Source organism: Enterococcus sp. DIV1937, assembly GCF_050535975.1.
In the GTDB taxonomy this organism is placed as follows: domain Bacteria; phylum Bacillota; class Bacilli; order Lactobacillales; family Enterococcaceae; genus Enterococcus; species Enterococcus faecalis.
The window spans coordinates 2,465,380-2,489,036 of record NZ_CP172909.1 but is presented as its reverse complement, the minus strand read 5'-3'; the positions used below and the strand labels follow the sequence as shown (position 1 = coordinate 2,489,036).

The following is a 23,657-nucleotide window of genomic DNA, read 5'->3' as shown; positions in this document are numbered from 1 at the left end:
CGGTTTACTATTTTATGGAAAGCCAATTTTATCTAATGGATAATAACGAAAAGTCAAAACACCTTCCACGCTCGCTTGTTTAACAAAGCCAAAGTAACGACTGTCATCTGAGCGCGGGCGATTATCCCCCAAGACAAAATACATGCCTTCTGGAACGGTCAGGGATTGGGTGGCTTCTAAGGTCTCTAGCGTAAAATCTTGGGTATAATTTTCATTTTTAGAGACATTTCGTTTAGCACTTGCTAAGTAATCTTCACTGAGTGATACACCATTAATATAAAGGGTATCATCGCGATACTCGACTGTTTCGCCAGGTAAACCAATTAAACGTTTGGCTACTCGTTGGCCGTTGCGAGGACTAGGGAAAGCGATAATATCAAAGCGCTGAGGCTTTTTAATCGAGGTCACCCATAAACGGTCGTTGTTATGAAGTGTTGGTTCCATTGAAGAGCCGTTCACCGCAGCAGGGGAGAAAACATAGTGTCGAATTAGCAAGACAGCGACGACTAACAAAACCAACTGAACCAATCGTTTTAATAATGAGGACATGGACTTCACTCCTTTGTCCTTTTAGTGTACTACAGACAAGGAAAAGAAAAAAGTTTTCCCCTTAAGAAAGGTGTGCTAAAAAACGTTTCATAAAGCGTTGGCGAATTAAAATACCAACATAAGCAGCTGCGACAGCCTTGATGATACCAGGAATAATAAACGGAGCAAACCCGCCAGCGAAAGCGTTTGGCCACGGCAGATTTGCGGAATATTTCAACCAAATCATGCCGAAAACTAAGGTAACTAAGGCACCGGCAATATTTGCGATAATGGCCCAAGTATAGTTAAAGGTTGTTTTTTCTAAAATATAACCAGTTAATAAGCCGTTAAAGATAAAGCCGATTAAATAGCCGCCAGTTGGTCCAAAGAGTACACCGAACCCGCTAGACATCCCAGCGTAAACGGGTAAACCAATTAATCCTAATAAGAAGTAAATTAAAATAGCGTAGGTCCCCGTTCGCTTACCCAAAACGGTAGCGGTTAAGCCGATGGCAAATGTTTGTCCAGTTAAGGGGACAATCCCCAATGGAATTGTAAATTGTGAAAGTACAGCAATAATCACAGCGAATTCTGCTGCTAAAATTAAAGAGCGTAACGATGCTTTATTCATAAGAAGCCTCACTTTCTATTGTTAACCAATTATTTTTATTTGGTTAACAATAGTTTAGCGGAAGTAAACAATTTTGTAAAGAGGGCAAAGAAAAAAACCTTGCCCAAGAAAGGCAAGGTTTTGAAAGAAGGTAAGAACCGTAGTTCGACCTTTTGAAATCTTAAAGTTTTTGGTTGTAGTATTCAACGACAAGTGCTTCGTCGATTTCTGGGTAAAGTTCATCACGTTCTGGTAAACGAGTGAAGCTACCTTCTAATTTTTCAGTGTCAAAGCTTACGAATGCTGGACGTCCAACAGTTGCTTCAACCGCTTCTTTAATTGTTGAGATGTTTTGAGATTTTTCACGAACACCGATCACTTGACCAACTTCAACGTGGTATGATGGAATATCAACACGTTTGCCGTCTACAGTGATGTGACCATGGTTAACTAATTGACGTGCTTGACGACGAGTAGTTGCAAGACCTAAACGGTAAACAACGTTATCTAAGCGTTGTTCTAGTAAAACCATGAAGTTAACACCGTGTTTACCTTCTTTGATTTTGCTTGCTTTAATGAACAACGTACGGAATTGACGTTCGTTCATGCCATACATATGACGTAATTTTTGTTTTTCAGTTAATTGCATTCCGTATTCAGAAACTTTACCACGGCTGTTAGGTCCGTGTTGTCCTGGTTTGTAAGGGCGACGAGCTAGTTCTTTACCAGTACCTGATAAAGAGATACCTAGACGACGAGATACTTTCCATGATGGTCCAGTATAACGAGACATTAAAAATTCCTCCAATAAATAAATGTTTTTTTGGAGTAAAATAATTAGATGAAAAATTCATATTCGTTCAGTTCATTCTTCAACCTTCGCCTTTGCAGCCGCGGTTACGCAGTTGAACCAAGTTTGGCAATGAACTGTTGACGAGTTATTATTCTTCTGCTGCAATTATTTTACACAAAATCTAGTATACTTAATAGGATAGGAAACGTCAAGGTTTTAAAGTGAAATATGAAAAAAAGGTAGACAAAAACACTTTTCCTCATTAGAATAAGGGGAGATGTTTTGAAAATATAAGTTGAAAACGGAATGAAAGGGAGTTTACAATGAAGTCTGGTTCACCATTGTTTGAACAAATTGATAAATCCATCGACAAGAAAGTGAATTTATTCTCAAACAGCTTTTCCCGCTACGCTGTTCGTGCAATGCTTGCTTGTCTATTTTTAACGTTGGGAACAGCCGTTGCTTTTGCAATCGCAATTAAAGGAGAAGGAATTTCTCATGGTTTAGGGAAAATGCTTTACGCCTTCATGTTCAGTTGGTCACTTGTGATGATTTTATATATGAATGCCGAACTTGGTACCTCGAATATGTTGTACATGACTGTTGGGGTCTATCGTAAAAAAGTCAACTTTTCCTTAGCTGCAAAAATTTTATTTACCTGTATCTTATTCAATTTAATTGGTGGTGTCTTATTTGGTTTCTTGGTATCACTTACGGTGCCGTTCCAAGATTTACCAAAAGATAGTTTCTTCTTTACATCGATTGCTGGAAAATTAGAAAAAACCACCCTACAGATTTTAGTTGAAGCTATGTTCGCCAATATTGTAGTTAATACAGCCGTATTAGTGAGTATGCGAATGAAAGATGATGCCGGCAAAGTCGCGGCCATTATTTTCATTATCTTTATCTTTGCGTTCCTTGGTTTTGAACACGTGATTGCCAACTTCCCAGCCTTCAGTTTAGCTTACTTTGCTTCGAACGGCGCAATTGAAGCTTTCACAGCTGGTAATGTTGTTCATAATCTGTTCTGGGCCTTTATCGGTAACTTTATCGGTGGTGGCTTAATTATGGGTCTCGGCTATGCCTGGTTAGATAAAGACAACAAAAACTTAACGTATTTTGATTAATTGACCAACCAACTATACTAAAACATGGTACACTGTTTTAGTATAGTTTTTTTATTATAAGGAGCGAAGGAATGGACACACTTCAATTTCAGAAGAACCCAGAAACAGCAGCAAAAATGTCTGCTTATATGAAACATCAATTTGTTTTTGCAGGCATCCCCGCCCCAGAACGTCAAGCGTTAAGTAAACAACTTTTAAAAGAAAGTCATACGTGGCCAAAGGAAAAATTATGCCAAGAGATTGAGGCTTATTATCAAAAAACAGAACGAGAATATCAGTATGTCGCTATTGATTTAGCCCTTCAAAATGTTCGGAGATTTTCATTAGAAGAGGTCGTAGCGTTTAAAGCCTATGTTCCACAAAAAGCGTGGTGGGACAGTGTGGATGCTTGGCGAAAATTTTTTGGGTCGTGGGTGGCGTTGCATCTGACTGAATTGCCAACGATTTTTGCCCTTTTTTATGGCGCTGAAAATTTCTGGAATCGGCGTGTTGCGCTGAATTTACAGTTGATGTTGAAAGAAAAGACCAATCAGGACCTGTTGAAAAAGGCGATTATTTATGATAGAACTACAGAGGAGTTCTTCATTCAAAAAGCGATTGGCTGGTCATTACGCCAATATAGTAAAACGAATCCGCAATGGGTCGAGGAATTGATGAAAGAATTAGTGTTGAGTCCTTTAGCACAACGAGAAGGCAGTAAATATTTAGCGAAAGCGAGCGAATAAGGAGAAATGATGGAAAGAAAACTTTTTGCATTTGATATTGATGGGACGTTGTTAAATTCGGAGAAGAAAGCATTGGATAGCACGAGAGAAGCGCTAGCAAAATTGCGGGAGCAAGGACACTTAGTTACGCTGGCAACTGGCAGAAGTCGTTATATGGCGCAAGAGGTGATTTGGGATTTAGATTTTACTAATTACGTATTATGTAATGGCGCCGCGGCTTTTGTGGATCATGAGCAATATTATCAAAATTTATTGCACGCTGAAGCGTTGGAACGTTTGGCACAAGACAGTGATCAACGCGGCTTAGGATTTGCTTGTGTGGGCTTAGATGATATTAAGAAGAGCAACCAGCACCGTGCTGAAAAAATGGAAATTGCGATGAACTCTTTTCATTTTCATTCACCTGCTTATGATGAACACTTTTATCGTCAAAATGATATTTACCAAGCGCTGGCTTTTTATGACGCAGAAGATCAGTGTACGTTTGAAGAAGAATACCCAGAATTTCGCTTTATTCGCTGGCATCAACATAGCGTAGATGTTGTGCCTAAAGATGGCTCAAAATCAGCTACGTTAACGTATTTAGCTAAACGTGTGGGCATTGATGCAAAAAATATCATTGCCTTTGGGGACGGCGAAAATGACCGAGAAATGTTAAGCCATGCAGGGATTGGCGTCGCAATGGGCAATGCGAGTCCTTCCATTCAAAAAGTGGCTACGATGGTCACAGATACAAATGATAATGATGGCATTTGGAAAGCCTTAAAAGAAATGAAGGCCATTTGAGGTCGGGACAGAAGTGTTTAACTCCGAGAAATAAGAAGGAATTTCCGAAAATTGTTCTTTAATTTTTGGAGAATTTCGGCTTATTTCCGAAGGAGTTGCTTCTGTTCCCGCCGTTTATTAGTTTTTGAGCGTGGAGCAAAAATCCAAAGTGATTTTTGTCCCACGCTCCTTTATTCGATGACTAAAACGCCCTCTTTTAAAGCAAATGGATTTTCTTTGTTAATATGATCGTAGAACATGATGCCATTAATATGATCAATTTCATGTTGAACCACAATCGCTTCGTAGTTTTTTAAACGAACTTTGTGTTTTTCGCCAGCCATGTCAAAATAACTGACGGTAATTTTGTTATGGCGAACGACATACCCAGGCACATCCCGATCGACAGATAAACAGCCTTCCCCTTCACCTAAACATACATCTTGCACAGAATGGCTCAAAATTTTAGGGTTGTACATCACCGTACTTAATGAAGGCGTTTCGTTTTCTGGGTCGTTACTAGGAACATGGACAGCAATAATTCGTTTAGAAATATCTAATTGTGGTGCAGCTAAACCAACGCCACCACGTAATTGTAATTCTTCGGCTTTGACTGGATCTTGACTATTTTTTAAGAAAGTCAACATGTCTTCGCCTAATTGTCGGTCTTCCTCAGTGATAGGGACAGGCACTTCTTCTGCCACAGCACGAAGTGTGGGATTCCCTTCACGAATAATATCTTTCATTGTAATCATTCAATGGTTCCTCCTTTGAAACATAAAAAAATTCTTCTTTTATTTATTCATGCGCTGAAATAATCAGTTGTTTACCACCATTTAGTGTATCACAAAATCACCAAAAAAGGGGCTAGATTGTTTAAAAAAACTATCGAATAATAGAGATTAAGCTTGCATTTTAGCGGTGTTTCCTGTAAAGTAAGCTTGTGTGGAAACACACCATCTATCACTTGGTTTAGCGAGTCACCAACGCTTCACTCAGTGATCAGACGAATAATAGAGAAAGAGGTGGAACAAATGGCAATTTCACAAGAAAGAAAAAACGAAATCATTAAAGAATACGCACGTCATGAAGGAGATACTGGTTCTCCAGAAGTACAAATTGCTGTCTTAACTGAAGACATTAACCAATTGAACGAACATGCGCGTACACACAAAAAAGATCACCATTCTTACCGTGGTTTAATGAAAAAAATCGGTCACCGTCGTAACTTGTTAGCTTACTTACGTAAAACTGACATCCAACGTTACCGCGAATTGATCCAACGTTTAGGATTACGTCGTTAATCATTACGTATAAAGCGAGGTTCAATCAGAATCTCGCTTTTTATCTTATTGTCACTATTGAAGGTCCTCTTTGGAAAGTTTTTAGGAACTACTAACCAAATGAAAGAGCAGCAACGACTTGTTACTTTTTCATTTGTTTAGTAGCCGTCTGACTTTTCCAAAGAGCAAGAGTAAAGGAGAAGAATTATGACAGAAAAACAAGTCTTTAAAACAACTTGGGGCGGCCGCCCACTAGAAGTAGAAATCGGCCAATTAGCCAAACAAGCCAATGGAGCTGTCTTAGTACGTTACGGCGATACGGTCGTTTTAAGTGCTGCTGTTGCCTCTAAAGAAGCAAAAGATGTAGACTTTTTCCCATTAACTGTAAACTATGAAGAAAAAATGTATGCGGTAGGAAAAATTCCTGGCGGCTTCATTAAACGTGAAGGTCGTCCAAGTGAACGTGCGACATTAACCGCTCGTTTAATCGACCGTCCTATTCGTCCAATGTTCTCAGAAGGCTTCCGTAACGAAGTCCAAATCACGAACATCGTTATGAGTGTGGAGCAAGACTGTACACCAGAAATGGCTGCAATGTTTGGGTCTTCCTTAGCGTTAGCAATTTCAGATATTCCGTTTGATGGACCAATTGCTGGTGTTGACGTTGGTCGTATTAATGGCGAATATGTTTTAAATCCAACGGTAGAACAAGCGGAACAAACAGATATTGAATTAACTGTTGCTGGAACAAAAGAAGCCATCAATATGGTTGAAAGTGGTGCCAAAGAAGTATCAGAAGAAGATATGTTAGGTGCCTTACTTTTCGGTTTTGATGCCATTAAAGAACTAGTGGCGTTCCAAGAAGAAATCGTTGCCGCTGTAGGTAAACCAAAGATGGACGTGGACTTATTACAAGTGGACGCTGATCTTAAAAAAGAAATTTTTGATGCGTACTACAATACAATGAAAACAGCCGTAATGACGGAAGAAAAATTAGCACGTGAAGTTGAAATTGACAAAGTAAAAGATACAGTCAAAGAAGTTTACGCTGAAAAATTTTCGGAACACGAAGAAGAAGCACAATTACTAAAAGAAGTGAAACAAATTGCGGAAGATCTTGAAAAAGATGTCGTACGTGAGTTAATCACGATCGATAAGATTCGCCCGGATGGCCGTAAATTAGACGAAATTCGTCATTTATCATCAGAAGTAAGTATTTTACCACGTGTGCATGGTTCTGGCTTATTTACTCGGGGTCAAACACAAGCTTTATCCGTTTGTACATTAGCGCCTTTAGGGGAACATCAAATTATCGATGGGTTGGGTGTCCAAGATAGCAAACGTTTCATCCATCATTATAACTTCCCGCAATTCTCTGTTGGTTCAACAGGACGCGCGGGCTCACCAGGTCGTCGTGAAATCGGTCACGGTGCGTTAGGTGAACGTGCCTTAGCACAAATTATTCCATCAGAAGAAGACTTCCCTTACACAATCCGCTTAGTAGCAGAAGTGTTAGAATCAAATGGTTCTTCTTCACAAGCAAGTATTTGCGCGGGAACATTAGCATTAATGGATGCGGGTGTGCCAATTAAAGCGCCAGTTGCAGGTATTGCAATGGGTCTTGTTAGTGATGGCGAAAACTATACAATCTTAACAGATATTCAAGGTTTAGAAGACCACCTTGGCGATATGGACTTTAAAGTAGCAGGAACGAAAGACGGAATCACTGCTTTACAAATGGACATCAAAATCCAAGGAATTACAGAACAAATTTTAACGGAAGCATTAGACCAAGCGAAGAAAGCACGGATGGAAATTCTAGAAGAATTAACAACAACGATTGCTGCTCCTCGTGAAGAATTAAGTCAATATGCACCGAAAATTGAAATGATTCAAATTAAACCAGCGAAAATTAAAGATGTCATTGGTAAAGGTGGCGAAACAATCAACAGCATTATTGATGAAACCGGCGTTAAGATTGATATCGATCAAGACGGTAACGTAAGTATTGCTTCATCAGATGCTGAAATGATTAAAAAAGCCATCAAGATTATTGAAGAATTAACCAAAGAAGTTGAAGTCGGTCAAGTTTACTTAGCAAAAGTTGTCCGCATTGAAAAATTTGGTGCGTTTGTTAACCTAATTAAAGGCAAAGATGGCTTGATCCATATTTCTCAATTAGCAAACGAACGTGTGAACAACGTTGAAGATGTCGTGAAATTAGGCGACGAAGTCCTTGTCAAAGTAACTGAAATTGACAAACAAGGCCGTGTCAACGTGTCAAGAAAAGCGTTATTAAACGAAGAAAACAAAGAAAAATAATTTCTTTTTAAACCAACGAAAACCAAGGAAGCTTCCTTTCTTTTCGTTGGTTTTTTCGTTGAAAACAAGCCCTAAAAAAGAAATGATAAAAAAAGCTAAAGACGATCGCCAACTCTTTTGTTTATAGTCAATTAGTGGTAAAATTAATACTATCAGTCTGAAGAATATCTGGGGTGTCTTTGTGAAAAAATTTAATCCAAATAAAAATATAATCATTACCTTAATTTTAGTCATTATTTTAGTAACCATTATTAGTTTAACTGCTGCGCAACGTTCTGAAAAAGGCAAAACCAATGTCGTTCAAGGTGGCGTCAATAATAGCGTTAGTATGGTGGATCGTGTGATTTCTTTTCCAGCTCGTGTGGTGGAAAACGGCTTGTCTTCAATGGGCAATTTAATTAACACGTTTAAAGAAAACGAACGTCTAAAAGAAAAAATTGATAGCTATAATGAATTAGCTGTCCAAAACAATAACTATAAACGTGAAATTGATAGTTTAAAACAAGAATTGAATCTGAACGAAACGTTGGCCAACTATGAAAAAGTAACTGCGAATGTCATTACGCGTTCGCCGGATACTTGGCAAGACTTATTAATTATCGATAAAGGAACCAATGACGGCATTGAAGCGGGCATGGCGGTCATGGCGCAAAAAGGGTTAGTGGGGCGTGTTATTGAAGTCAATGCAACGACTGCAAAAGTGGAACTACTAACGTCTAAAAATGTTAACTCGAACCATTTCCCTGTGCGAGTAACTTCCGCAAATGGCGAATCGTTTGGTTTACTTAAAAATTACGACAATAAGACGAATGCATTAATTGTGTCACAATTAACTGGCGATGCCACTCTGAAAGAAGGCGATGTCGTTCAGACTTCTGGCTTAGGTGGTAATTCCCCAGCCGATTTAGCGGTAGGGACAGTTATTAAAGTGAAACCAGATAGTTTTGGTTTAGATCGTGAAGTGTATGTGAAACCTTATGCGGATGTCTATGGTATCTCCGTTGTGACGGTCGTGAAAAGATCGGCAGGGGAAAGCGAATGATTCGGAAAGAGTATTTAAAATACGTCACACCTATTCTCTTGTTTTTCTTAATGTTAATTGATGCTCATTTAACAAAGTCTTTTGAAACGTGGACAAGTAATGTTTACTTCGCCAGTTCTCATCTGCTATTACTTGCGTTTATGTTTGCCGTTCCTAATTTTTCTAAACGTTATTTATTAATTACTTCGTTAATTTTAGGCTTTATTTGCGATAGCTACTACATTGGCATTATCGGGATTTATACAGTTGCACTGACGATTTCGGTTATGTTGATGTATACATTTAAAGAAGTAATTCAAACAAATTTACTAACTGGTTTTTTTGGGATCGTCATTTTTACCACGTTGTATGAACTGATTGCGGTACTGATTCAAGTGGCCTTTCATTTAGCGGATGTCAGCCCAATTTTATTTATTACACGTGTGTTGGGCCCTACATTACTATTGAACATGGTGTGGTATGTTATTTTATCTTATCCACTGAAAAAACTGTTTTCCGTAAAATAAAAATTGAAAATTTTGTTCGTTTGCGAAAAATGCTCATTTGTTAGCATTTTTCGCTTTTTTTATTTTATTTAAATAACAAAACGATGAGAAGCTTACCCTGGAGCCTTGAAGAAAGTTGTGAAAAAAGGGAAGCTTTTTTTTGTCATTTACAAGAAGAAAATTGAAATATTACTGTAACATCCATATTATCTCAGTGACATACAGCTATGCTACAATTGCTCTATCGTTGAAAAAGAGAAATTTATTCAAATTTTAATAAATAATAAAAAAGCTTAACAAAAAAGGATTTTCGGAGGACAACAGATTGAAGAAAAGTGTATTATCGGCTCTAATGGTATGTTCCATTACCTTAACAAGCGTAGCGTTACCATCCGCAGCATTTGCAGATGAATACGATACAAAGATTCAACAACAAGATCAAAAAATTAATGCGTTAACTAGCCAAATGTCAGATGCAGAAGCAAAAGTTGCCGCGATTGAAAATGATATGGTTGAAACGGCCAAACAAATCGATACATTAACAGCTAAAAAGAACAAGCTATCATCAGAAGTATCTAAATTATATAGTGAAATTTCTGATTTGAATGTCCGTATTCAAAAACGTGAAGTACAAATGACAAAACAAGCACGCGATGTCCAAGTGAATGGTCAAAGTGATTCAATTATTGATGCTGTCTTAGATGCAGATTCAGTAGCAGATGCAATTGGTCGCGTTCAAGCGGTCTCAACAATGATGAGCGCCAACAATGAATTACTAGAACAACAAAAAGAAGACAAAGCGACTGTTGAAAAGAAAACAAAGAATGTTGAAAAACAAATTGCTGAATTAGAAGCAGCAACAAAAGAATTAAATGACAAAACAGAATCATTAAAAACATTGAAGATTCAACAAGAAGTGGCTAAAAATGATTTAGAAGCGCAACGTTCTGAAGAACAAGGGAAAAAAGACGGCTTCATTAAACAGAAAAAAGAAGCGGAAAAACGTTTAGCAGAAGAACAAGCACGCCAACGTGCAGCTGCTAAAAAAGCAGAAGAACAAGCGGCAGCGCAAGCACAAGCCGCAGCACAAAAAGCGGCAGCAGAGCAAGCGCAAGCAACAAAAGCAGCCAATGAGGCAGCAGCATCAGCCGCTGAAGAAAAAGCCGCAACACCAGTAGTAGAATCATCAACAACTACTGAAAGTACCACAACGCAAGAAACAACAACTTCAAGTACTGAAACAGAAAGTGTTGTAACAACACCTGCAGCAGCACCTGAAAAAGAAAAAGAAGTTCCTGTAACTAACCCAACGACTCCTGAAAAAGGTAATGAAGCAAAACCAGGGAATGGTGGCGTGACTTCAGGAAAACAAGCCGCAATTAATGCAGCTTTAGCAGATGTTGGTAATTCTTATGCAACAGGTTGGAATCAACCAGGTGAATGTTTAGTATCTGTTCGTCGCTGGTTAGCGGCAGGCGGTATTAACTTCGGTTATGGTGGTCCAAACAGTGGCTATGTTGCTTCTGGCGCAACACAAGTTAGCTGGAGTAACGTGCAACCAGGCGATGTTGTTCAATATGAAAGTGCCTATAGTCCAGATAGCTGGATTGGTGGCGTGCATACTGTCTTAGTTACAGGTGTAAGTGGTGGAAGTGTCCAAATCGTTGAAGCGAACAACCCAGGAGGTTCTGGTTATGTTTCTTCTAACTCTAACTGGTCACCAGCACCACCAGCAGGATTCCGCGCTGTTGTATGGCGTTTTCCAGGCTAAATAGTCATCTATTAATAATTGATAACAAGGAGTGGTAACTAACAAAAATCGTTAGTTGCCGCTTTTTTTATTCATTTAATTTTAAATATATGCATAAAATGTATCTGAAAATATTGTAATCTGGCCGTTTTTTTGCAATTATAGAGGTATATACATATTAGGAGCGGAGGAATCAGCATGAGCGGAACGCACGATACAAAACAAGCAATCGCTTCAGCTTTAATAGAATTATGTGAACAAAAGGATTTTCGTAAAATAAGTGTCCAAGATATTACCAAAAAAGTGGGCTTGAATCGTCAAACATTTTATTATCACTTTACAGATAAATATGATTTATTACGTTGGATTTATCGTCACGATGCATTGATTTACTTAGAAACAGATATTTGTTTGGAAAACTGGGAGGAACAAGCCCTGAAGTTATTAAAAGCGATTAAAGAGAAGAGCCATTTCTACTATACAACGGTGACCTCAGATTCAGAAGTTCTTCTTAATGTTTTTTCCGCTTCGACCAATCGCTTATTTATATCATTATTTGAACAAGTCGATGTTGAGAATCATTTAACAGATAAAGACAAACAATTTTATGCGAATTTCTTTTCCTATGGATGTAGTGGCGTCTTAACGAAATGGATTCTTGAGGAATATCCTCAGACTCCTTTGGAAATGGCGACGCAATTATTCCGTTTAGCGAAAGATACAGAATTTATGGCTTATCATTTGTATGAACAAGAAGCCAATGAGTAATGTGTGAAGGATAAAAAGTTTTATGAAGGAGTGAAACGTTGTGGTAACTGTGTTATTTGTTTGTTTAGGCAATATTTGTCGCTCGCCAATGGCAGAAGCGATTTTTCGTCAGAAAGTCCAACAAGCCGGTTTAGAATCGACTATTCAAGTATTTTCAGCAGCTACTAGTCACTGGGAAGTTGGCAGTCAGCCACATAAGGGAACCAGAAAAATTTTGGAGCAACAAGGAATTTCCTATCAAGGAATGCGGGCAACACAAATCCAGCCAAGTGATTTTAAAAAATATGATTATATCATTGGGATGGATGCGAATAATGTGGCAGATTTAAAAGCATTAGCTCCTCAAGAAGAGCAACGGAGGATTCATTTATTTATGGAAGTTGTGGCTGGTAAAGAAACCATGGACGTACCTGATCCTTATTATACTGGTGATTTTGAGGAAACTTACCGCTTAGTGGAAGCAGGTACCTCAGAATGGTTGAAAAAAATAAAAGCACAGCTGAAAGATTAGGACTATAGTCCGATAGTACTTTCTGTTTCCCCTTGGTACAATAGTGTTAACAAATTGTTCAGGGAAAAAGAGACAGGAGGGAAGTAAGATGAACAGTAGTTATTTATCCTATGTTTTTGAATTGAGTTTGTATTATTTATTGTTGATAATGAGTCTGCCGCTAGTGTATGCTGTCACGTATCATTTATCTTTTAGTAGTATGTATACAAGTGAATGGTTAATGATCTCTGTTTTCTTATCTCCGTTAGTTTTATTATTTGCAGGTATTCGTTATGGTTTTGCTCGTTTGAAACAGCAAGAACGCCAAGCGATGAAATAAAGCAAAAAATCCTTGAAAAGTGTCAAAACTTTTCAAGGATTTTTTTATTAAGCCACCCAATCAGCTAAAGTTTTTTGCTCCAATTGGAAAGCCTTCAACATATCGTCGTTGGCGTCTTTAATAGGCGTCGTTGCTGCTAATGTTCCTTGAACAGCAATTCGCGTCGTTGCTTGTAAATCGCCACAGGTAATTAAGGTAATCATATTTTGACCAGGAACGTCATCAATTAACTCAACACGGGTTGGTTCGATTTTTTCTACAGAAGTTATTTTGTATGTATAAACAGTAGATAAATCAGTGATATAAATGAGTTCGTCTTTTTTGGTTCTTTCTAAAGGTGAAAATAAGGAAACGCCATCTTCCGTTCGATGACTAGCCAAGGCATAATTGTTTTTCCCCATGACTTGATTTTCTTTCATGGTCCCGGCACCAGTTAATAAAGCGACATTGGACAATCCTTTAAAAATGGGCAAATTAATTTCGACACTTGGTATCGCAATGGCACCAATCACAGGTAAGTTTTTGTTTTCAAATTGGGCTTTCATCACCGCTTCTGTGCTCAAGGACTCAACTGAATCAAAGTCAAACGTTGTTTCACGAGCCATATTTTTCTTCACATCAGCTGGTTTCAACTTGCTAACGGCGTACGAGCGGCTATTTTGTTGAACCACCCAACTGCGTATCTGATTGTTAAAAATTAAGGCCAAGCCAATGATAAATAGTAAAACTAATAAGCTGTTGATTAACCAATTTTTTCCTCTTTTTTTCTCTTTTGGGCGCATATTCTCCCTCCTTTTAATGTATCAAGTTTACCACAATTTATTTGAAAAACCTATTTATTTTCTTTGGGGAATAGGTAAGCTGGCCGGACCTTGATTTAATAAAAAACAACTGAATCGATTGATTTTTCAAAAAAATCCTCATTTTGTAATGGAATTTTAAAGTAAAAGAAACAAGCTTTTCTTTTGAAAATATTGTAAAATGGTAAGGAGGCTAGTAGAGGGGAGATGGGAATTTGCTTGATTTAATTTATGTACATATAGATGTAACCAGCAACGCGGTTTTATCTAAAGGAATTACCCATTCCGATTTTGTTCGTTCAATTGTGCATCATCCACAGAACTTACTATTATTAGATCCTTCTGCCGAAGCTGGCGAATACGATATGCATTCAGGCTTGAAAATTATTCGCGGAGAAGAAAGCGTCAATCGCTATTTTCAATCGCTACAACGTCGTTGGATGACTGAAGAAATTAAATGGATTGACTTTTCCGATGTGACGATGCTAAAAGAGCTAACGCCATTAGAAATTTCGGAACTTCTTTATTTTGGACACATGAAGAATAGTTTGCATTCGCCTTTCTTTTATAAGCTACAAAATGATTTTGTCTTTTTTGAATTTGCAGATCAGATGACGCGTGTCTATTATCGTTATATTGATGAATTTTATCGAATCTTTGCTGATAAAATTACACGTGTTGTTTTAGAGAAAGTGAACCAGAAAAAGGCCTTCTTTAAACGAAATACGCCTGTCGAAAAATTAAGTCCTGAATTACTTAAAAATATGAAAGGTATCTTGCAAGAAGGTGTTATTTTTTGCTTCCAACAAACGGAAGTGGATAAAGAAGAATATCGGATTCCTATTTACTTGGTGGAAGATTCACTTAGCAAGATGAAAAATACCTCTTACCAAAAAGAAGAAATTTTGGCAACGCTTGTCTATAATAGTGAAAAACGCATTTGGCACATTGAACAAGAGAATGATTTCGGTGAAATTTTTATGTTGGCCCATGAAGGCTGAGAGAGCTCTAACTTTATCAACTAAAGTAGGGCTTTTTTTTGTAGCTATGATTTGGATGAGAAATCAAGTATAATAAAATGATAAAAAGGAAAGAAGGTTGTTTAATGAAAAAAATACTCTATGGCTCTATGACTGGCTTGGCACTCTTTTTGGTAGCTGGCTGTACATCCAAAACACCCACAGCTGTTTCATCAACAAATGAACAAAAAGAAACAGTAATATCAACTACTGAAACAAGTTCATCCGTACAACAAGAAGCAACGACGACATCAGAGAAGACAAGTGCGGTAGCTGTCTCTTTAGAAAAAGTAACGACAGCATTTGAGAAAAAATATCCAGAAGCTAAAATAACAAGTCTGCAGTTAGATACAGATTTTGGACGTTATTTTTATGAAATAGAAGGCGTGGATCAGCAAAAAGAATATCAAGTTGAAGTGAACGCAGAAACAGGCGAATTCACAAAAGAAAAAGTCGAAACCTTGGATGCCGATGAACAAAATGGCGTTAAAATGCAAGAAGAGGCACTTGATTTAACAAATATCATTTCCAGAGAACAAGCCACAACCTTGGCTGAAAAAGAAGCGAAAGTCGGCCAGGCAACAGATTGGAAGTTAGAGAAAGAATTAGGAATCACCTATTGGGAAGTGAAAGTGAAAGAGGGCCAACAAAAAATAGAGGTAAAAATCGATGCTCATTCTGGTAAAATTTTGACAACTGAGCGGGACGATTAATGGATAAAAAGTAGCTGGCATGCGTTTGAGTAGGAGTTGATTCCCTTAAATGCTGATCAGCTATTTTTTTGCTTGTTCGACAAACGTGTTTTTCTAAAGTCCCTATGGTAAAATAACGATGTATTAGTGGTTGAGAGCGTCAGAACATAGGAGGAAATTTGTTTGGCTAGAAAAATGGATTTACGTATTTGGGTAGAAGGAACAGTCGTCGCAGCAATGGCAATGGCCCTCTCTTTTTTACCGATTGAATTTGCCAATAGTGGCTTGGACCTATCGTTGGGAATGGTCCCATTAGTTCTTTATTCGTTTCGTCGTGGGTTGCTTCCTGGAGTTGCAGCAGGCTTTGTTTGGGGCATGTTAAATATTATTCTCGGTACAGCCATGAAAAATTTCTTGTCCGTTCCACAGATTATTTTTGAATATCCCTTTGCTTTTGCGTTTGGAGGAATGGGTGGCGTATTCGCTAGAAAAATTCAACTGTATTTTCAAGCGAATCGTTTAAAATCAGCCATTCGTACGATTATTTTAGGAAGTGTTGTCGCAGTCTTCGCCCGCTGGTTTTGGCATTTTTGGGCGGGTGTATTGGTTTGGGGCATGTATGCACCAGAAGGAATGAGCCCATATCTCTATTCCTTTGTTCTAAACGGTACAAGTACCGTCGTCAATTGTTTGTATGTAAGTCTAGTTCTAGGCTTATTGGCAAAAGTAGCACCGCAATTATTTGTTCCTAAGAAATAAGTTGAGTCCTAAGTCAGAAGTTTCATGGGATTTTGACTAAAGTCATAAATAAAAGAAACCACCAACCTGCAATCGCCAGGGTTGGTGGTTTCCATTTATTTTATAAAGACTTCAATATTCTAGTGAATTTGACGTTGGTGACGATTGGCTAACGTGCTGACTTTCATGACAGAAGCAACAGGAATCATGCGCAACTGTTGTTCATCCGTTTGTAAACGAACAACGATATTGTCCGAAATATTTTTTGAGACAATCCAGCCGATCACCGTTTCGAATTTATGCGCTGTAGGGACTTCTTTCAATTGTAAGACCACTAAGGATTTTTGGGCGGCAGCGACTTGGAGCTCTTGTAAAAGCGCACTGCGTTCCTTTTCTTTATTCTTTTGATCTTGAGAATCTTCTAAAAATGCCGAAAAGAAATGTTGGGAAGAGAGCGTAATCAGTTTAGAAATGCTCTTGATGGTAGCTTTATGTTGATCCATTCTTCTGCCTCCTTTACGAATAAAATAGAATAAAACTCAAATGACTAATTACCTGTATTTTACCTAATTTTGTGATAAAATTCAAGAAAATATGTTCGCCTTCAATAATTATGAGAATTTACCAACGTTTCTGTTTTTCGAAAAAGAAAGTAGTATAATGTGTGAGCATATAAGAAATACATAAGATTATCGGATGTAGTCAATAGATAGAAAAGGATGAATAGTATGTCAAAAAAACCATCAGGTTACCAAAAAAAAGTTCTCACGGTGTTGTTGGTATCGTTTGGCTTTGGCGGGTTGTTAGCGCAGTTTTCGCCGATGAAATCAGGTGGGTTTTCAAGTTGGTTTGATGATTCATATGTCAAAGCTAGTGCTGAATCAAGTAAAACAAAAGAACCAGCACCAGTTAAAATTGAGAAAAAAGTCAAACCTTTAAGCTATGGACAACAGGTCAATCAAGAAATTGAAAAGAAGCAATATAATGGACATCTGGATTTGCCGTTAGAATTGCAGACAGATGCTAAATGGAAAGACACCGCATACGGATTTGGCAATGTGGATAAGCCGAATACAATCGAAATTAATGGCTGTGCGATTGTGTCGCTTGCAATGGTTGGTTCATACATGGATCACCAAGAAGTTACCCCTCTGGATGTGTTAGCTTGGGCAAAAAATGACTTCTTTATGGAAGGACAAGGGACGGCGTGGTCTATTTTTAGTGCATATGCTGAAATGAAAGGCTATAACTGTCAAGAAATTGGGGATATTGAAACAGTGGCAGCTTTCTTGAAGGAAGGTCATCCAGTCATTATTTCTGTAAAACCGGGCTATTTCACTACAACTGGTCACATTATGGTGATGAGTGGTGTGGATGAAAAAGGCGATTTCTGGATTAATGATCCAAACGATTCAGAAGAAAAGGGCCATTCAAAACGGACATTTACAGCCGAAGAAGTGATGAATGAAGCGTTAAACTTCTGGGCATTTTATTAGGAATAAGAAAAGGTGTGGAACAACAGGCAGTACCCTTTGTTCGCATCTTTTTTAGCAAATAAAAGGAGGCAGGACAATGGAGCGATGTACTTGGGCAACGAATACAACTGAAGAGATGCAAGCCTATCATGATGATGAATGGGGACGTCCAGTTCATGAAGAGCAACAGTTATTTGAGTTATTGACCTTGGAAAGTATGCAAGCGGGCTTAAGCTGGGCGATTATTTTGAATAAACGAGAAACGCTCAGAGCAGCTTATGATGCGTTTGATTATCGGAAAATTGCGCAATATGATGAGAAAAAAATTTTAGCTTTACTAGCAAATCCTGGTGTGATTCGTCATCGTTTAAAAATTCAAGCGACCATTACGAATGCGCAAGTTTTTCAAGAAGTTCAGGCAGAATTTGGCTCCTTTGATCGCTATCTCTGGAACTTTGTTGATCAGCAACCAATCGTTAATCACTGGCAGCACCCAGAAGAGGTTCCAGCCTCCACGGAATTATCGCAACAGATTAGTCGAGCGTTAAAAAAACGAGGATTTAAATTTTTAGGTGCCACGACAGTCTATTCCTTTTTACAGGCGGCGGGATTGGTGAATGATCATTTAGAAACGTGTCAGTATAAATAAGTATAGAAGAATTAAAAAGGAAGGAACTAGCAAAACGAATGGCTAGTTCCTTCCTTTTTTTGCAGTGATTATGGACACTCATTTAACATCGTTGAAACAGTTTTCGCCAACTTTTCTATTAAGAATAGTGCAGGTAGTTGGGACGTTACGTCTGCAATGGAACTTTTCTCGGTTGTTATATAGTAGGGGATCGTGACTGTTGAAAGTTGAGCAATCGTGCTTTTTTCACTATTTGTAATAGCAATTACATCAATCCCCATTTCGATAAAATAATCAATATTTTGCCGAACTTTTTGTGTTTCACCCGAAACTGATAAGGCGATAACACCCACTTTTTTAGCCGTTTCTTCGGATAATTTGCTAACGGGATGGGAAAAAAGGTGGGATACAGAAGCAGATAAATTGTAGATACTGGAAAAATAAATTTCACCAAATTCAGCTAGGACTTTGGACGTTCCTTCGCCAATAAAAAGAACAAATTCTTTTTTTGCCAGCAATTCCGCAGCTTGAACAATCCGTCCTTCTAATAATTCTTCTGATGAGCGTTGCAAAAAATGAATCAGCATTGTTTCATCTAAAGATTTTGGTTGGGCTGTTTTTTTTCGTTCGCTTAGATAATTCTTCAATTTAAATTTAAAATCTGTATAGCCTTCACACTCGAATTTTTGACAAAAACGCCAGATTGCCGTTTTACTGAAATGAATTTCATCTGCTAATTCTCGAATTGTCATATAAGGAACTTTTTCAATATTGTGGCTAATATACTTGTAAATCTCTAATTCTGTTGGATTTAATTGTGGATCGTAGGTTAAAAACAGCATGCTGATCCCTCCTGTCGTTTGTGAACGTAATGTCCTTTTTTAGGGACATGGTCTTATTTGTAGATTATAGCACTCAATCAGAAAACTAGCTATAAAAAAAGGCGTCACTTAGCTACAATCAATTAGAGAAACAACTAAAAATTCATGAAACAGAAGAGAGAGTGGGGAAAAATGAGCAATAAAAAATTAATTATCAACGCTGATGATTTTGGTTACACGCCAGCGGTAACGCAAGGAATCATTGAAGCACACAAACGTGGCGTGGTTACTTCAACAACCGCATTACCAACTTCTCCTTATTTTTTAGAGGCCATGGAGAGTGCTCGAATCAGTGCACCGACTTTAGCTATCGGTGTCCATTTAACATTGACATTGAACCAAGCAAAACCTATTTTACCTCGAGAAATGGTTCCTTCCTTAGTAGATGAAGCTGGTTATTTTTGGCATCAATCGATTTTTGAAGAAAAAGTCAATTTAGAAGAGGTTTATAACGAATGGGATGCTCAAATTATTTCATTTATGAAAAGTGGTAGATGCCCTGATCATATTGATTCTCATCATAACGTTCATGGAAAAAATGAAAAGTTATTAGGTGTGGCTTTGGCACTTGCTCGCAAATATCAATTACCTTTACGTAACGCTTCAAGAAGTATTGAAACAAAAGACTATTTAGAGTTATATCAGGATGTTCGCACGCCAGATGAAATGTTGTACCAATTTTATGACAAGGCGATTTCAACTGAAACCATCTTGCAATTGCTTGATATGGTTGTTTGTAGTGAAGGAGAGGTCTTTGAAATCAATTGTCATCCTGCGTTTATCGATACTATTTTACAAAAGCAATCAGGGTATTGTATGCCTCGAATTCGTGAAGTGGAAATATTAACGTCCCAAGAAGTCAAAGAAGCGATTGAAGAACGCGGCATCTTGTTAGCCAATTATGAATCGCTAGCAATGTAAATCAAAGAAGCGTGAATAGCGTGTGAGTAAGTTCTTAATCCGAGCGCTTACTTACACGCTAAATTATTGAAAGAAAGAGGACGTACATGAGTAAAGAACAACCAATAAATCTGAATATCAGCGATTTTTTAAAAGTTTTCGCTGTAGCATCAGTTATTTTACAAACGGTTTTATCATATGTGTTGACACATTCTCCGCAAACGGAAGCAATGAATTCAATCGGTAGTTTTTACCGAATGTCTAAATATTCGGCACCCATGTTTATTTTTGCAATTATTTACAACATGGTGTTAAAGAGTCAAGCTGAATCGTATCTTGAATTTTTAAAGGAAAAATTTTATGAATTGGTGCTTCCTTACGTGGTCTGGTCCAGTCTCTATCTATACGCTTTTCCTAGTTTACAACAACGAATGCCCTATGAAACGCCCCTAGGATTTCTAGGAAAAGTTCTCAGTGGTGATGGCGCGGCACATCTATGGTATGCCGTAATGATGTTGCAATTCCAATTATTTATGCCGTATTTTATTTGGTTGGCAACCAGAATTACAAAAAACAAAAAAGTGATTTTACCAATTGTCTTTTTTACAATCGGTGCGCATATCCTTTGGTGCTTCTGGTACCAGAAAATGATTTTTCCATATGCAGAAACTTCTCTTTGGTACTTAATAGATCGTTCAGGGCTTAGTTATCTCATTTATGGTATTTTCGGGGTCATCGCAGCGAAGTATCAGGGGGGAATTTTTACTTTCTTGAAAAAGACGAGAGCGGCGCTATTTTTGTTATTTCTTTTTATTTTTTTTCAGGCAGTCCAAGGGAATTTATTTGATGGAACACAGATGACACCGAACGATCTACCTTATTTGGATCTTCTTCAAAGTGCCTATAGTTTACTGATTATCGGGTTGGTTTTTTATTTGGGAACGCAAGGAATAGCCAAAAAGATTCGTCTTTTACCAATGGTTAAATGGATAGCCACTTATGCGTATCGCAGTTATTTAGCGAATGTTTTTATTTTTCAAGTGGTCTTGAAACTGGTCCACCCGTTTTTAACCAATCAACCAGTCAGCTTGGTTATTCTTGTGTTGTATATGGGTACATTTGTTGGCTCATTTGGGTTAACGGTTGTAATCGAGCATTTTTTCAAAAGCATCTTTAAGTTGGGACGCCTTGTATCTGTATAGGGACATGTTCTTAAATAGAAATCATCGTCCAAAATCATGGGAAAGCATACTCAATTGTTACAAGAATTGTTACACTCTTTGAGGAATAAGTTCTGCTTATCCAATTAAATAGTAAGCTCAGTAAATAGTTAGGGGAGAAAGAATAAATGATAGGTCTTATTTTAACGGGACATGGGGTATTTTCAACTGGAATGCATCAATCAGTTAGTATGATTGCAGGAGAGCAAGCAAATGTTCAGGCGGTCCCTTTTTTCAATGATACAGGGCTTGATGTATTAGAGTCAAACATTCGTAAAGCCGTTGACTCTATGCTGGAGACGTGTCCAGCAGTGGTCATTTTAACTGATCTTTTAGGGGGTACACCGTTTAGAATTTCAATGACTGTCGCAAGTAATTATCAAAATGTTGAAGTGTTAGCAGGAACAAATTTACCGATGGTTCTTGAAGGGCTTGCATTACGCACAATCAGCACGAACGTAGAAGATTTTGTTTCAATGGTCACAGATTCAGCCAGAGATGGGATTGTTCATAAAAAACTAGAACAACCACAAGCAAATACTCAAGAAGAAGCAGACGGAATCTAACCAATTAGAAAAGAGGAGGAAACACTATGCCGAATATTTTATTAACAAGAATTGATAATCGCTTGATTCATGGTCAAGTCGCAACACAATGGAACGGTTCTTTAGGCGCCAACTTAATTTTAGTCGCAAATGATGCAATTTCTGAGGATACAATGCGCCAACAATTGTTAAACATGGCGGCTCCTGCAGAAGTACAGACCCGTTTTTTCTCCATTAAGAAAACGATTGAGGTCATTCATAAAGCCTCAGAAAGACAAAAGATTTTTCTGTTAGTTGATAATCCTGTTGATGCATTGCGCTTGGTAGAGGGTGGTGTGCCAATTGAAAAATTAAACATTGGTAATATGCATATGGAAGAAGGCAAAAAACAAGTAGCTACCGCTGTTGCCGTTAATAAAACAGATGTAGACGCCTTTAAAAAGCTACAAGAATTAGGTGTTAAACTTTCGATTCAACGTGTACCGTCAACGCCAGAAGAAAGTTTAGATGCATTATTTTCATAAAAAAGTAATGTTGGACAATAATTTTGAAGAGAAGAAGTGGGAAGAATGATTATTCAAAGTAAAAACGTATGGATTAACGAACAATTTCAACCAGCTCAAGTTGAAGTATCAGAACAACGAATTGTTGCAATTCTACCGTACAATGAAAAAGCTGTCGACAAAGAATACGGAGAAAAGCGCATTCTTCCAGGATTTATTGATATTCATGATCATGGTTGGCATGGTGGGGATGCCAATCATGCCAATCATGAATTTATCAAAGAGTGGCAAGCTTACCTTCCAGAAGAAGGGATTACAGCTTTTTTACCAACAACGTCAACAACATTTCCAAAAGACTTGGAACATTCATTTGAAGTGATTGGTTCATTTATTGAGGAAGACCAAGGAACCAACGGAGCACAAATCTTAGGGATTCATGCGGAAGGACCAATGATTTCTGAAGAATTTCGTGGCTCTCATAATCCAGAGTTATTAGTAAAACCATCCGTTGAGACATTTAAAAAATGGCAAGAGTTGGCAAAAGGGCACATAAAATTAATGACGTTGGCACCAGAAAATGATGTAGAGAATGCCTTGACTACATATTGTCATGAACATGATGTAGTCATTTCAATTGGCCATACGGCTGCAACCTATGAACAAGCAATGGCAGCTGTCGAAGCAGGTGCAAAAAGTTTTACCCATACGTTTAATGGAATGGAAGATATCAGTCACCGGAAACCAACCGCAGTAGTTGCTGCTTTGGATAGTGAGGAAACGTTTGCTGAAATTATTGCTGATGGGGTACATGTTGATTATTCATTAGTACGTGTGTTATCCAAACTAAAAGGCAAGGACTATTTAATTGCTGTGACAGATTCTATCTGGGCCAAAGGGTGTCAACCAGGCGTTTATCCAAAACCAGAAAAAGGGATCGAAATGGTTATTGATGAACAAAATGTGGTCCGTTTAGCCAATGGCAAGTTAGCTGGAAGTACGAACCATTTAAATAATATGGTTCGCAACCTTGTTGAAAAAGCATTACTTCCAGAAGTGATTGCTATTAATTCAGTCACGAAAAATCCAGCTCGTTTGTTGAATGTGAACGAATCTATGGGAGAAATCAAACTAGGGCTTTTAGGTAATTTTACAATTATTGATGAGAAATACGAAGTGCTAGAAACCTTAGTAAATGGTGAAACAGTTTATAAAAAGTAGACGAAGTCTA

Annotated in this window: 28 protein-coding genes; 21 read left to right on the top strand and 7 right to left on the bottom strand. The window is 37.9% G+C overall.

Annotation, left to right across the window (positions count from 1 at the left end):
* Positions 1-12: 12 nt before the first annotated feature.
* From lepB to rpsD, 3 genes are all read right to left on the bottom strand, one after another.
* Positions 13-549: a signal peptidase I gene (gene lepB, locus IGL13_RS11985; protein WP_002385230.1), complete on the bottom strand. Its 537-nt coding sequence runs from the start codon at positions 547-549 to the stop codon at positions 13-15.
* 61 nt (positions 550-610) lie between these two features.
* Positions 611-1,159, bottom strand: coding sequence for a biotin transporter BioY (locus tag IGL13_RS11980; RefSeq protein WP_002354975.1), 549 nt, complete (start codon positions 1,157-1,159; stop codon positions 611-613).
* A 160-nt stretch (positions 1,160-1,319) separates the two neighbouring features.
* On the bottom strand, positions 1,320-1,931 hold the full coding sequence (rpsD, locus tag IGL13_RS11975; RefSeq protein ID WP_002365342.1) for a 30S ribosomal protein S4: 612 nt from the start codon (positions 1,929-1,931) through the stop codon (positions 1,320-1,322).
* Between the two features lie 323 nt (positions 1,932-2,254).
* On the opposite strand from rpsD, the gene IGL13_RS11970 reads away from it, so the two are divergent.
* The 3 genes from IGL13_RS11970 to IGL13_RS11960 all read left to right on the top strand — a co-directional run bounded on the left by IGL13_RS11970 (position 2,255) and on the right by IGL13_RS11960 (position 4,569).
* Positions 2,255-3,058 carry a formate/nitrite transporter family protein gene (locus IGL13_RS11970; protein WP_002365340.1) on the top strand — a complete coding sequence of 268 codons (804 nt, stop codon included), beginning with the start codon at positions 2,255-2,257 and terminating at the stop codon, positions 3,056-3,058.
* A gap of 71 nt (positions 3,059-3,129) precedes the next feature.
* Positions 3,130-3,783: a DNA alkylation repair protein gene (locus IGL13_RS11965; protein WP_002354978.1), complete on the top strand. Its 654-nt coding sequence runs from the start codon at positions 3,130-3,132 to the stop codon at positions 3,781-3,783.
* Between the two features lie 9 nt (positions 3,784-3,792).
* Entirely contained in the window at positions 3,793-4,569 is a 777-nt protein-coding gene (locus IGL13_RS11960; protein ID WP_002361040.1) for an HAD family hydrolase, read from the top strand.
* 170 nt (positions 4,570-4,739) lie between these two features.
* Here the strand turns inward: IGL13_RS11960 and def are convergent, their stop codons facing one another.
* Positions 4,740-5,303 carry a peptide deformylase gene (gene def, locus IGL13_RS11955; protein ID WP_002354981.1) on the bottom strand — a complete coding sequence of 188 codons (564 nt, stop codon included), beginning with the start codon at positions 5,301-5,303 and terminating at the stop codon, positions 4,740-4,742.
* 279 nt (positions 5,304-5,582) lie between these two features.
* On the opposite strand from def, the gene rpsO reads away from it, so the two are divergent.
* From rpsO to IGL13_RS11915, 8 genes are all read left to right on the top strand, one after another.
* A complete protein-coding gene (gene rpsO, locus IGL13_RS11950) occupies positions 5,583-5,852 on the top strand; it encodes a 30S ribosomal protein S15 (protein WP_002354983.1) in 270 nt (89 codons plus the stop codon).
* 186 nt (positions 5,853-6,038) lie between these two features.
* Positions 6,039-8,153, top strand: coding sequence for a polyribonucleotide nucleotidyltransferase (pnp, locus tag IGL13_RS11945; protein ID WP_002378800.1), 2,115 nt, complete (start codon positions 6,039-6,041; stop codon positions 8,151-8,153).
* Between the two features lie 181 nt (positions 8,154-8,334).
* Positions 8,335-9,195 carry a rod shape-determining protein MreC gene (gene mreC, locus IGL13_RS11940; RefSeq protein WP_002383273.1) on the top strand — a complete coding sequence of 287 codons (861 nt, stop codon included), beginning with the start codon at positions 8,335-8,337 and terminating at the stop codon, positions 9,193-9,195.
* Positions 9,192-9,701 (top strand): rod shape-determining protein MreD, encoded by a 510-nt coding sequence (gene mreD / locus IGL13_RS11935; RefSeq protein ID WP_002359075.1) that lies wholly within the window; start codon positions 9,192-9,194, stop codon positions 9,699-9,701. Before mreC ends, mreD begins: the two co-directional genes overlap by 4 nt.
* A 331-nt stretch (positions 9,702-10,032) precedes the next feature.
* Positions 10,033-11,451: a CHAP domain-containing protein gene (locus IGL13_RS11930; protein WP_002386276.1), complete on the top strand. Its 1,419-nt coding sequence runs from the start codon at positions 10,033-10,035 to the stop codon at positions 11,449-11,451.
* Between the two features lie 177 nt (positions 11,452-11,628).
* Positions 11,629-12,198, top strand: a complete 570-nt coding sequence (locus IGL13_RS11925) for a TetR/AcrR family transcriptional regulator (protein ID WP_002354991.1) — start codon at positions 11,629-11,631, stop codon at positions 12,196-12,198.
* A gap of 40 nt (positions 12,199-12,238) precedes the next feature.
* The gene (locus IGL13_RS11920) at positions 12,239-12,709 is read left to right on the top strand and encodes a low molecular weight protein-tyrosine-phosphatase (RefSeq protein WP_002378799.1); all 471 of its coding nucleotides are present in this window, start codon (positions 12,239-12,241) and stop codon (positions 12,707-12,709) included.
* A gap of 88 nt (positions 12,710-12,797) precedes the next feature.
* Positions 12,798-13,028 (top strand): hypothetical protein, encoded by a 231-nt coding sequence (locus tag IGL13_RS11915; RefSeq protein ID WP_002383277.1) that lies wholly within the window; start codon positions 12,798-12,800, stop codon positions 13,026-13,028.
* Between the two features lie 47 nt (positions 13,029-13,075).
* Here IGL13_RS11915 and IGL13_RS11910 read toward each other — a convergent pair whose 3' ends face one another.
* Complete coding sequence (locus tag IGL13_RS11910; RefSeq protein WP_002378798.1) at positions 13,076-13,810, bottom strand: class A sortase; 735 nt, start codon at positions 13,808-13,810, stop codon at positions 13,076-13,078.
* A gap of 233 nt (positions 13,811-14,043) precedes the next feature.
* On the opposite strand from IGL13_RS11910, the gene IGL13_RS11905 reads away from it, so the two are divergent.
* The 3 genes from IGL13_RS11905 to thiT all read left to right on the top strand — a co-directional run bounded on the left by IGL13_RS11905 (position 14,044) and on the right by thiT (position 16,298).
* Positions 14,044-14,829 carry a hypothetical protein gene (locus tag IGL13_RS11905; RefSeq protein ID WP_002354996.1) on the top strand — a complete coding sequence of 262 codons (786 nt, stop codon included), beginning with the start codon at positions 14,044-14,046 and terminating at the stop codon, positions 14,827-14,829.
* A gap of 77 nt (positions 14,830-14,906) precedes the next feature.
* Positions 14,907-15,560 carry a PepSY domain-containing protein gene (locus IGL13_RS11900; RefSeq protein ID WP_002385242.1) on the top strand — a complete coding sequence of 218 codons (654 nt, stop codon included), beginning with the start codon at positions 14,907-14,909 and terminating at the stop codon, positions 15,558-15,560.
* Between the two features lie 162 nt (positions 15,561-15,722).
* Positions 15,723-16,298, top strand: coding sequence for an energy-coupled thiamine transporter ThiT (thiT, locus tag IGL13_RS11895; RefSeq protein ID WP_002354998.1), 576 nt, complete (start codon positions 15,723-15,725; stop codon positions 16,296-16,298).
* Between the two features lie 119 nt (positions 16,299-16,417).
* On the opposite strand, the gene IGL13_RS11890 is transcribed toward thiT, so the two are convergent.
* The gene (locus IGL13_RS11890; protein WP_002354999.1) at positions 16,418-16,780 is read right to left on the bottom strand and encodes a hypothetical protein; all 363 of its coding nucleotides are present in this window, start codon (positions 16,778-16,780) and stop codon (positions 16,418-16,420) included.
* Positions 16,781-16,996: 216 nt separating this feature from the next.
* Between IGL13_RS11890 and IGL13_RS11885 the strand changes: the two genes are divergently transcribed.
* Positions 16,997-17,773, top strand: a complete 777-nt coding sequence (locus IGL13_RS11885) for a peptidase C39 family protein (protein ID WP_002355000.1) — start codon at positions 16,997-16,999, stop codon at positions 17,771-17,773.
* 76 nt (positions 17,774-17,849) lie between these two features.
* Positions 17,850-18,401, top strand: a complete 552-nt coding sequence (locus tag IGL13_RS11880) for a DNA-3-methyladenine glycosylase I (protein WP_002370077.1) — start codon at positions 17,850-17,852, stop codon at positions 18,399-18,401.
* Between the two features lie 68 nt (positions 18,402-18,469).
* On the opposite strand, the gene IGL13_RS11875 is transcribed toward IGL13_RS11880, so the two are convergent.
* Positions 18,470-19,222: a MurR/RpiR family transcriptional regulator gene (locus IGL13_RS11875; protein ID WP_002365331.1), complete on the bottom strand. Its 753-nt coding sequence runs from the start codon at positions 19,220-19,222 to the stop codon at positions 18,470-18,472.
* 144 nt (positions 19,223-19,366) lie between these two features.
* On the opposite strand from IGL13_RS11875, the gene IGL13_RS11870 reads away from it, so the two are divergent.
* The 5 genes from IGL13_RS11870 to nagA all read left to right on the top strand — a co-directional run bounded on the left by IGL13_RS11870 (position 19,367) and on the right by nagA (position 23,647).
* Positions 19,367-20,182: a carbohydrate deacetylase gene (locus tag IGL13_RS11870; protein WP_002401436.1), complete on the top strand. Its 816-nt coding sequence runs from the start codon at positions 19,367-19,369 to the stop codon at positions 20,180-20,182.
* 86 nt (positions 20,183-20,268) lie between these two features.
* Positions 20,269-21,363, top strand: coding sequence for an acyltransferase family protein (locus tag IGL13_RS11865; RefSeq protein ID WP_002378795.1), 1,095 nt, complete (start codon positions 20,269-20,271; stop codon positions 21,361-21,363).
* A gap of 146 nt (positions 21,364-21,509) precedes the next feature.
* Positions 21,510-21,947, top strand: coding sequence for a PTS sugar transporter subunit IIA (locus tag IGL13_RS11860; RefSeq protein WP_002365328.1), 438 nt, complete (start codon positions 21,510-21,512; stop codon positions 21,945-21,947).
* Between the two features lie 26 nt (positions 21,948-21,973).
* On the top strand, positions 21,974-22,450 hold the full coding sequence (gene agaV, locus IGL13_RS11855) for a PTS N-acetylgalactosamine transporter subunit IIB (RefSeq protein ID WP_002355007.1): 477 nt from the start codon (positions 21,974-21,976) through the stop codon (positions 22,448-22,450).
* Between the two features lie 45 nt (positions 22,451-22,495).
* On the top strand, positions 22,496-23,647 hold the full coding sequence (nagA, locus tag IGL13_RS11850; RefSeq protein ID WP_002401435.1) for an N-acetylglucosamine-6-phosphate deacetylase: 1,152 nt from the start codon (positions 22,496-22,498) through the stop codon (positions 23,645-23,647).
* Positions 23,648-23,657: the final 10 nt, after the last annotated feature.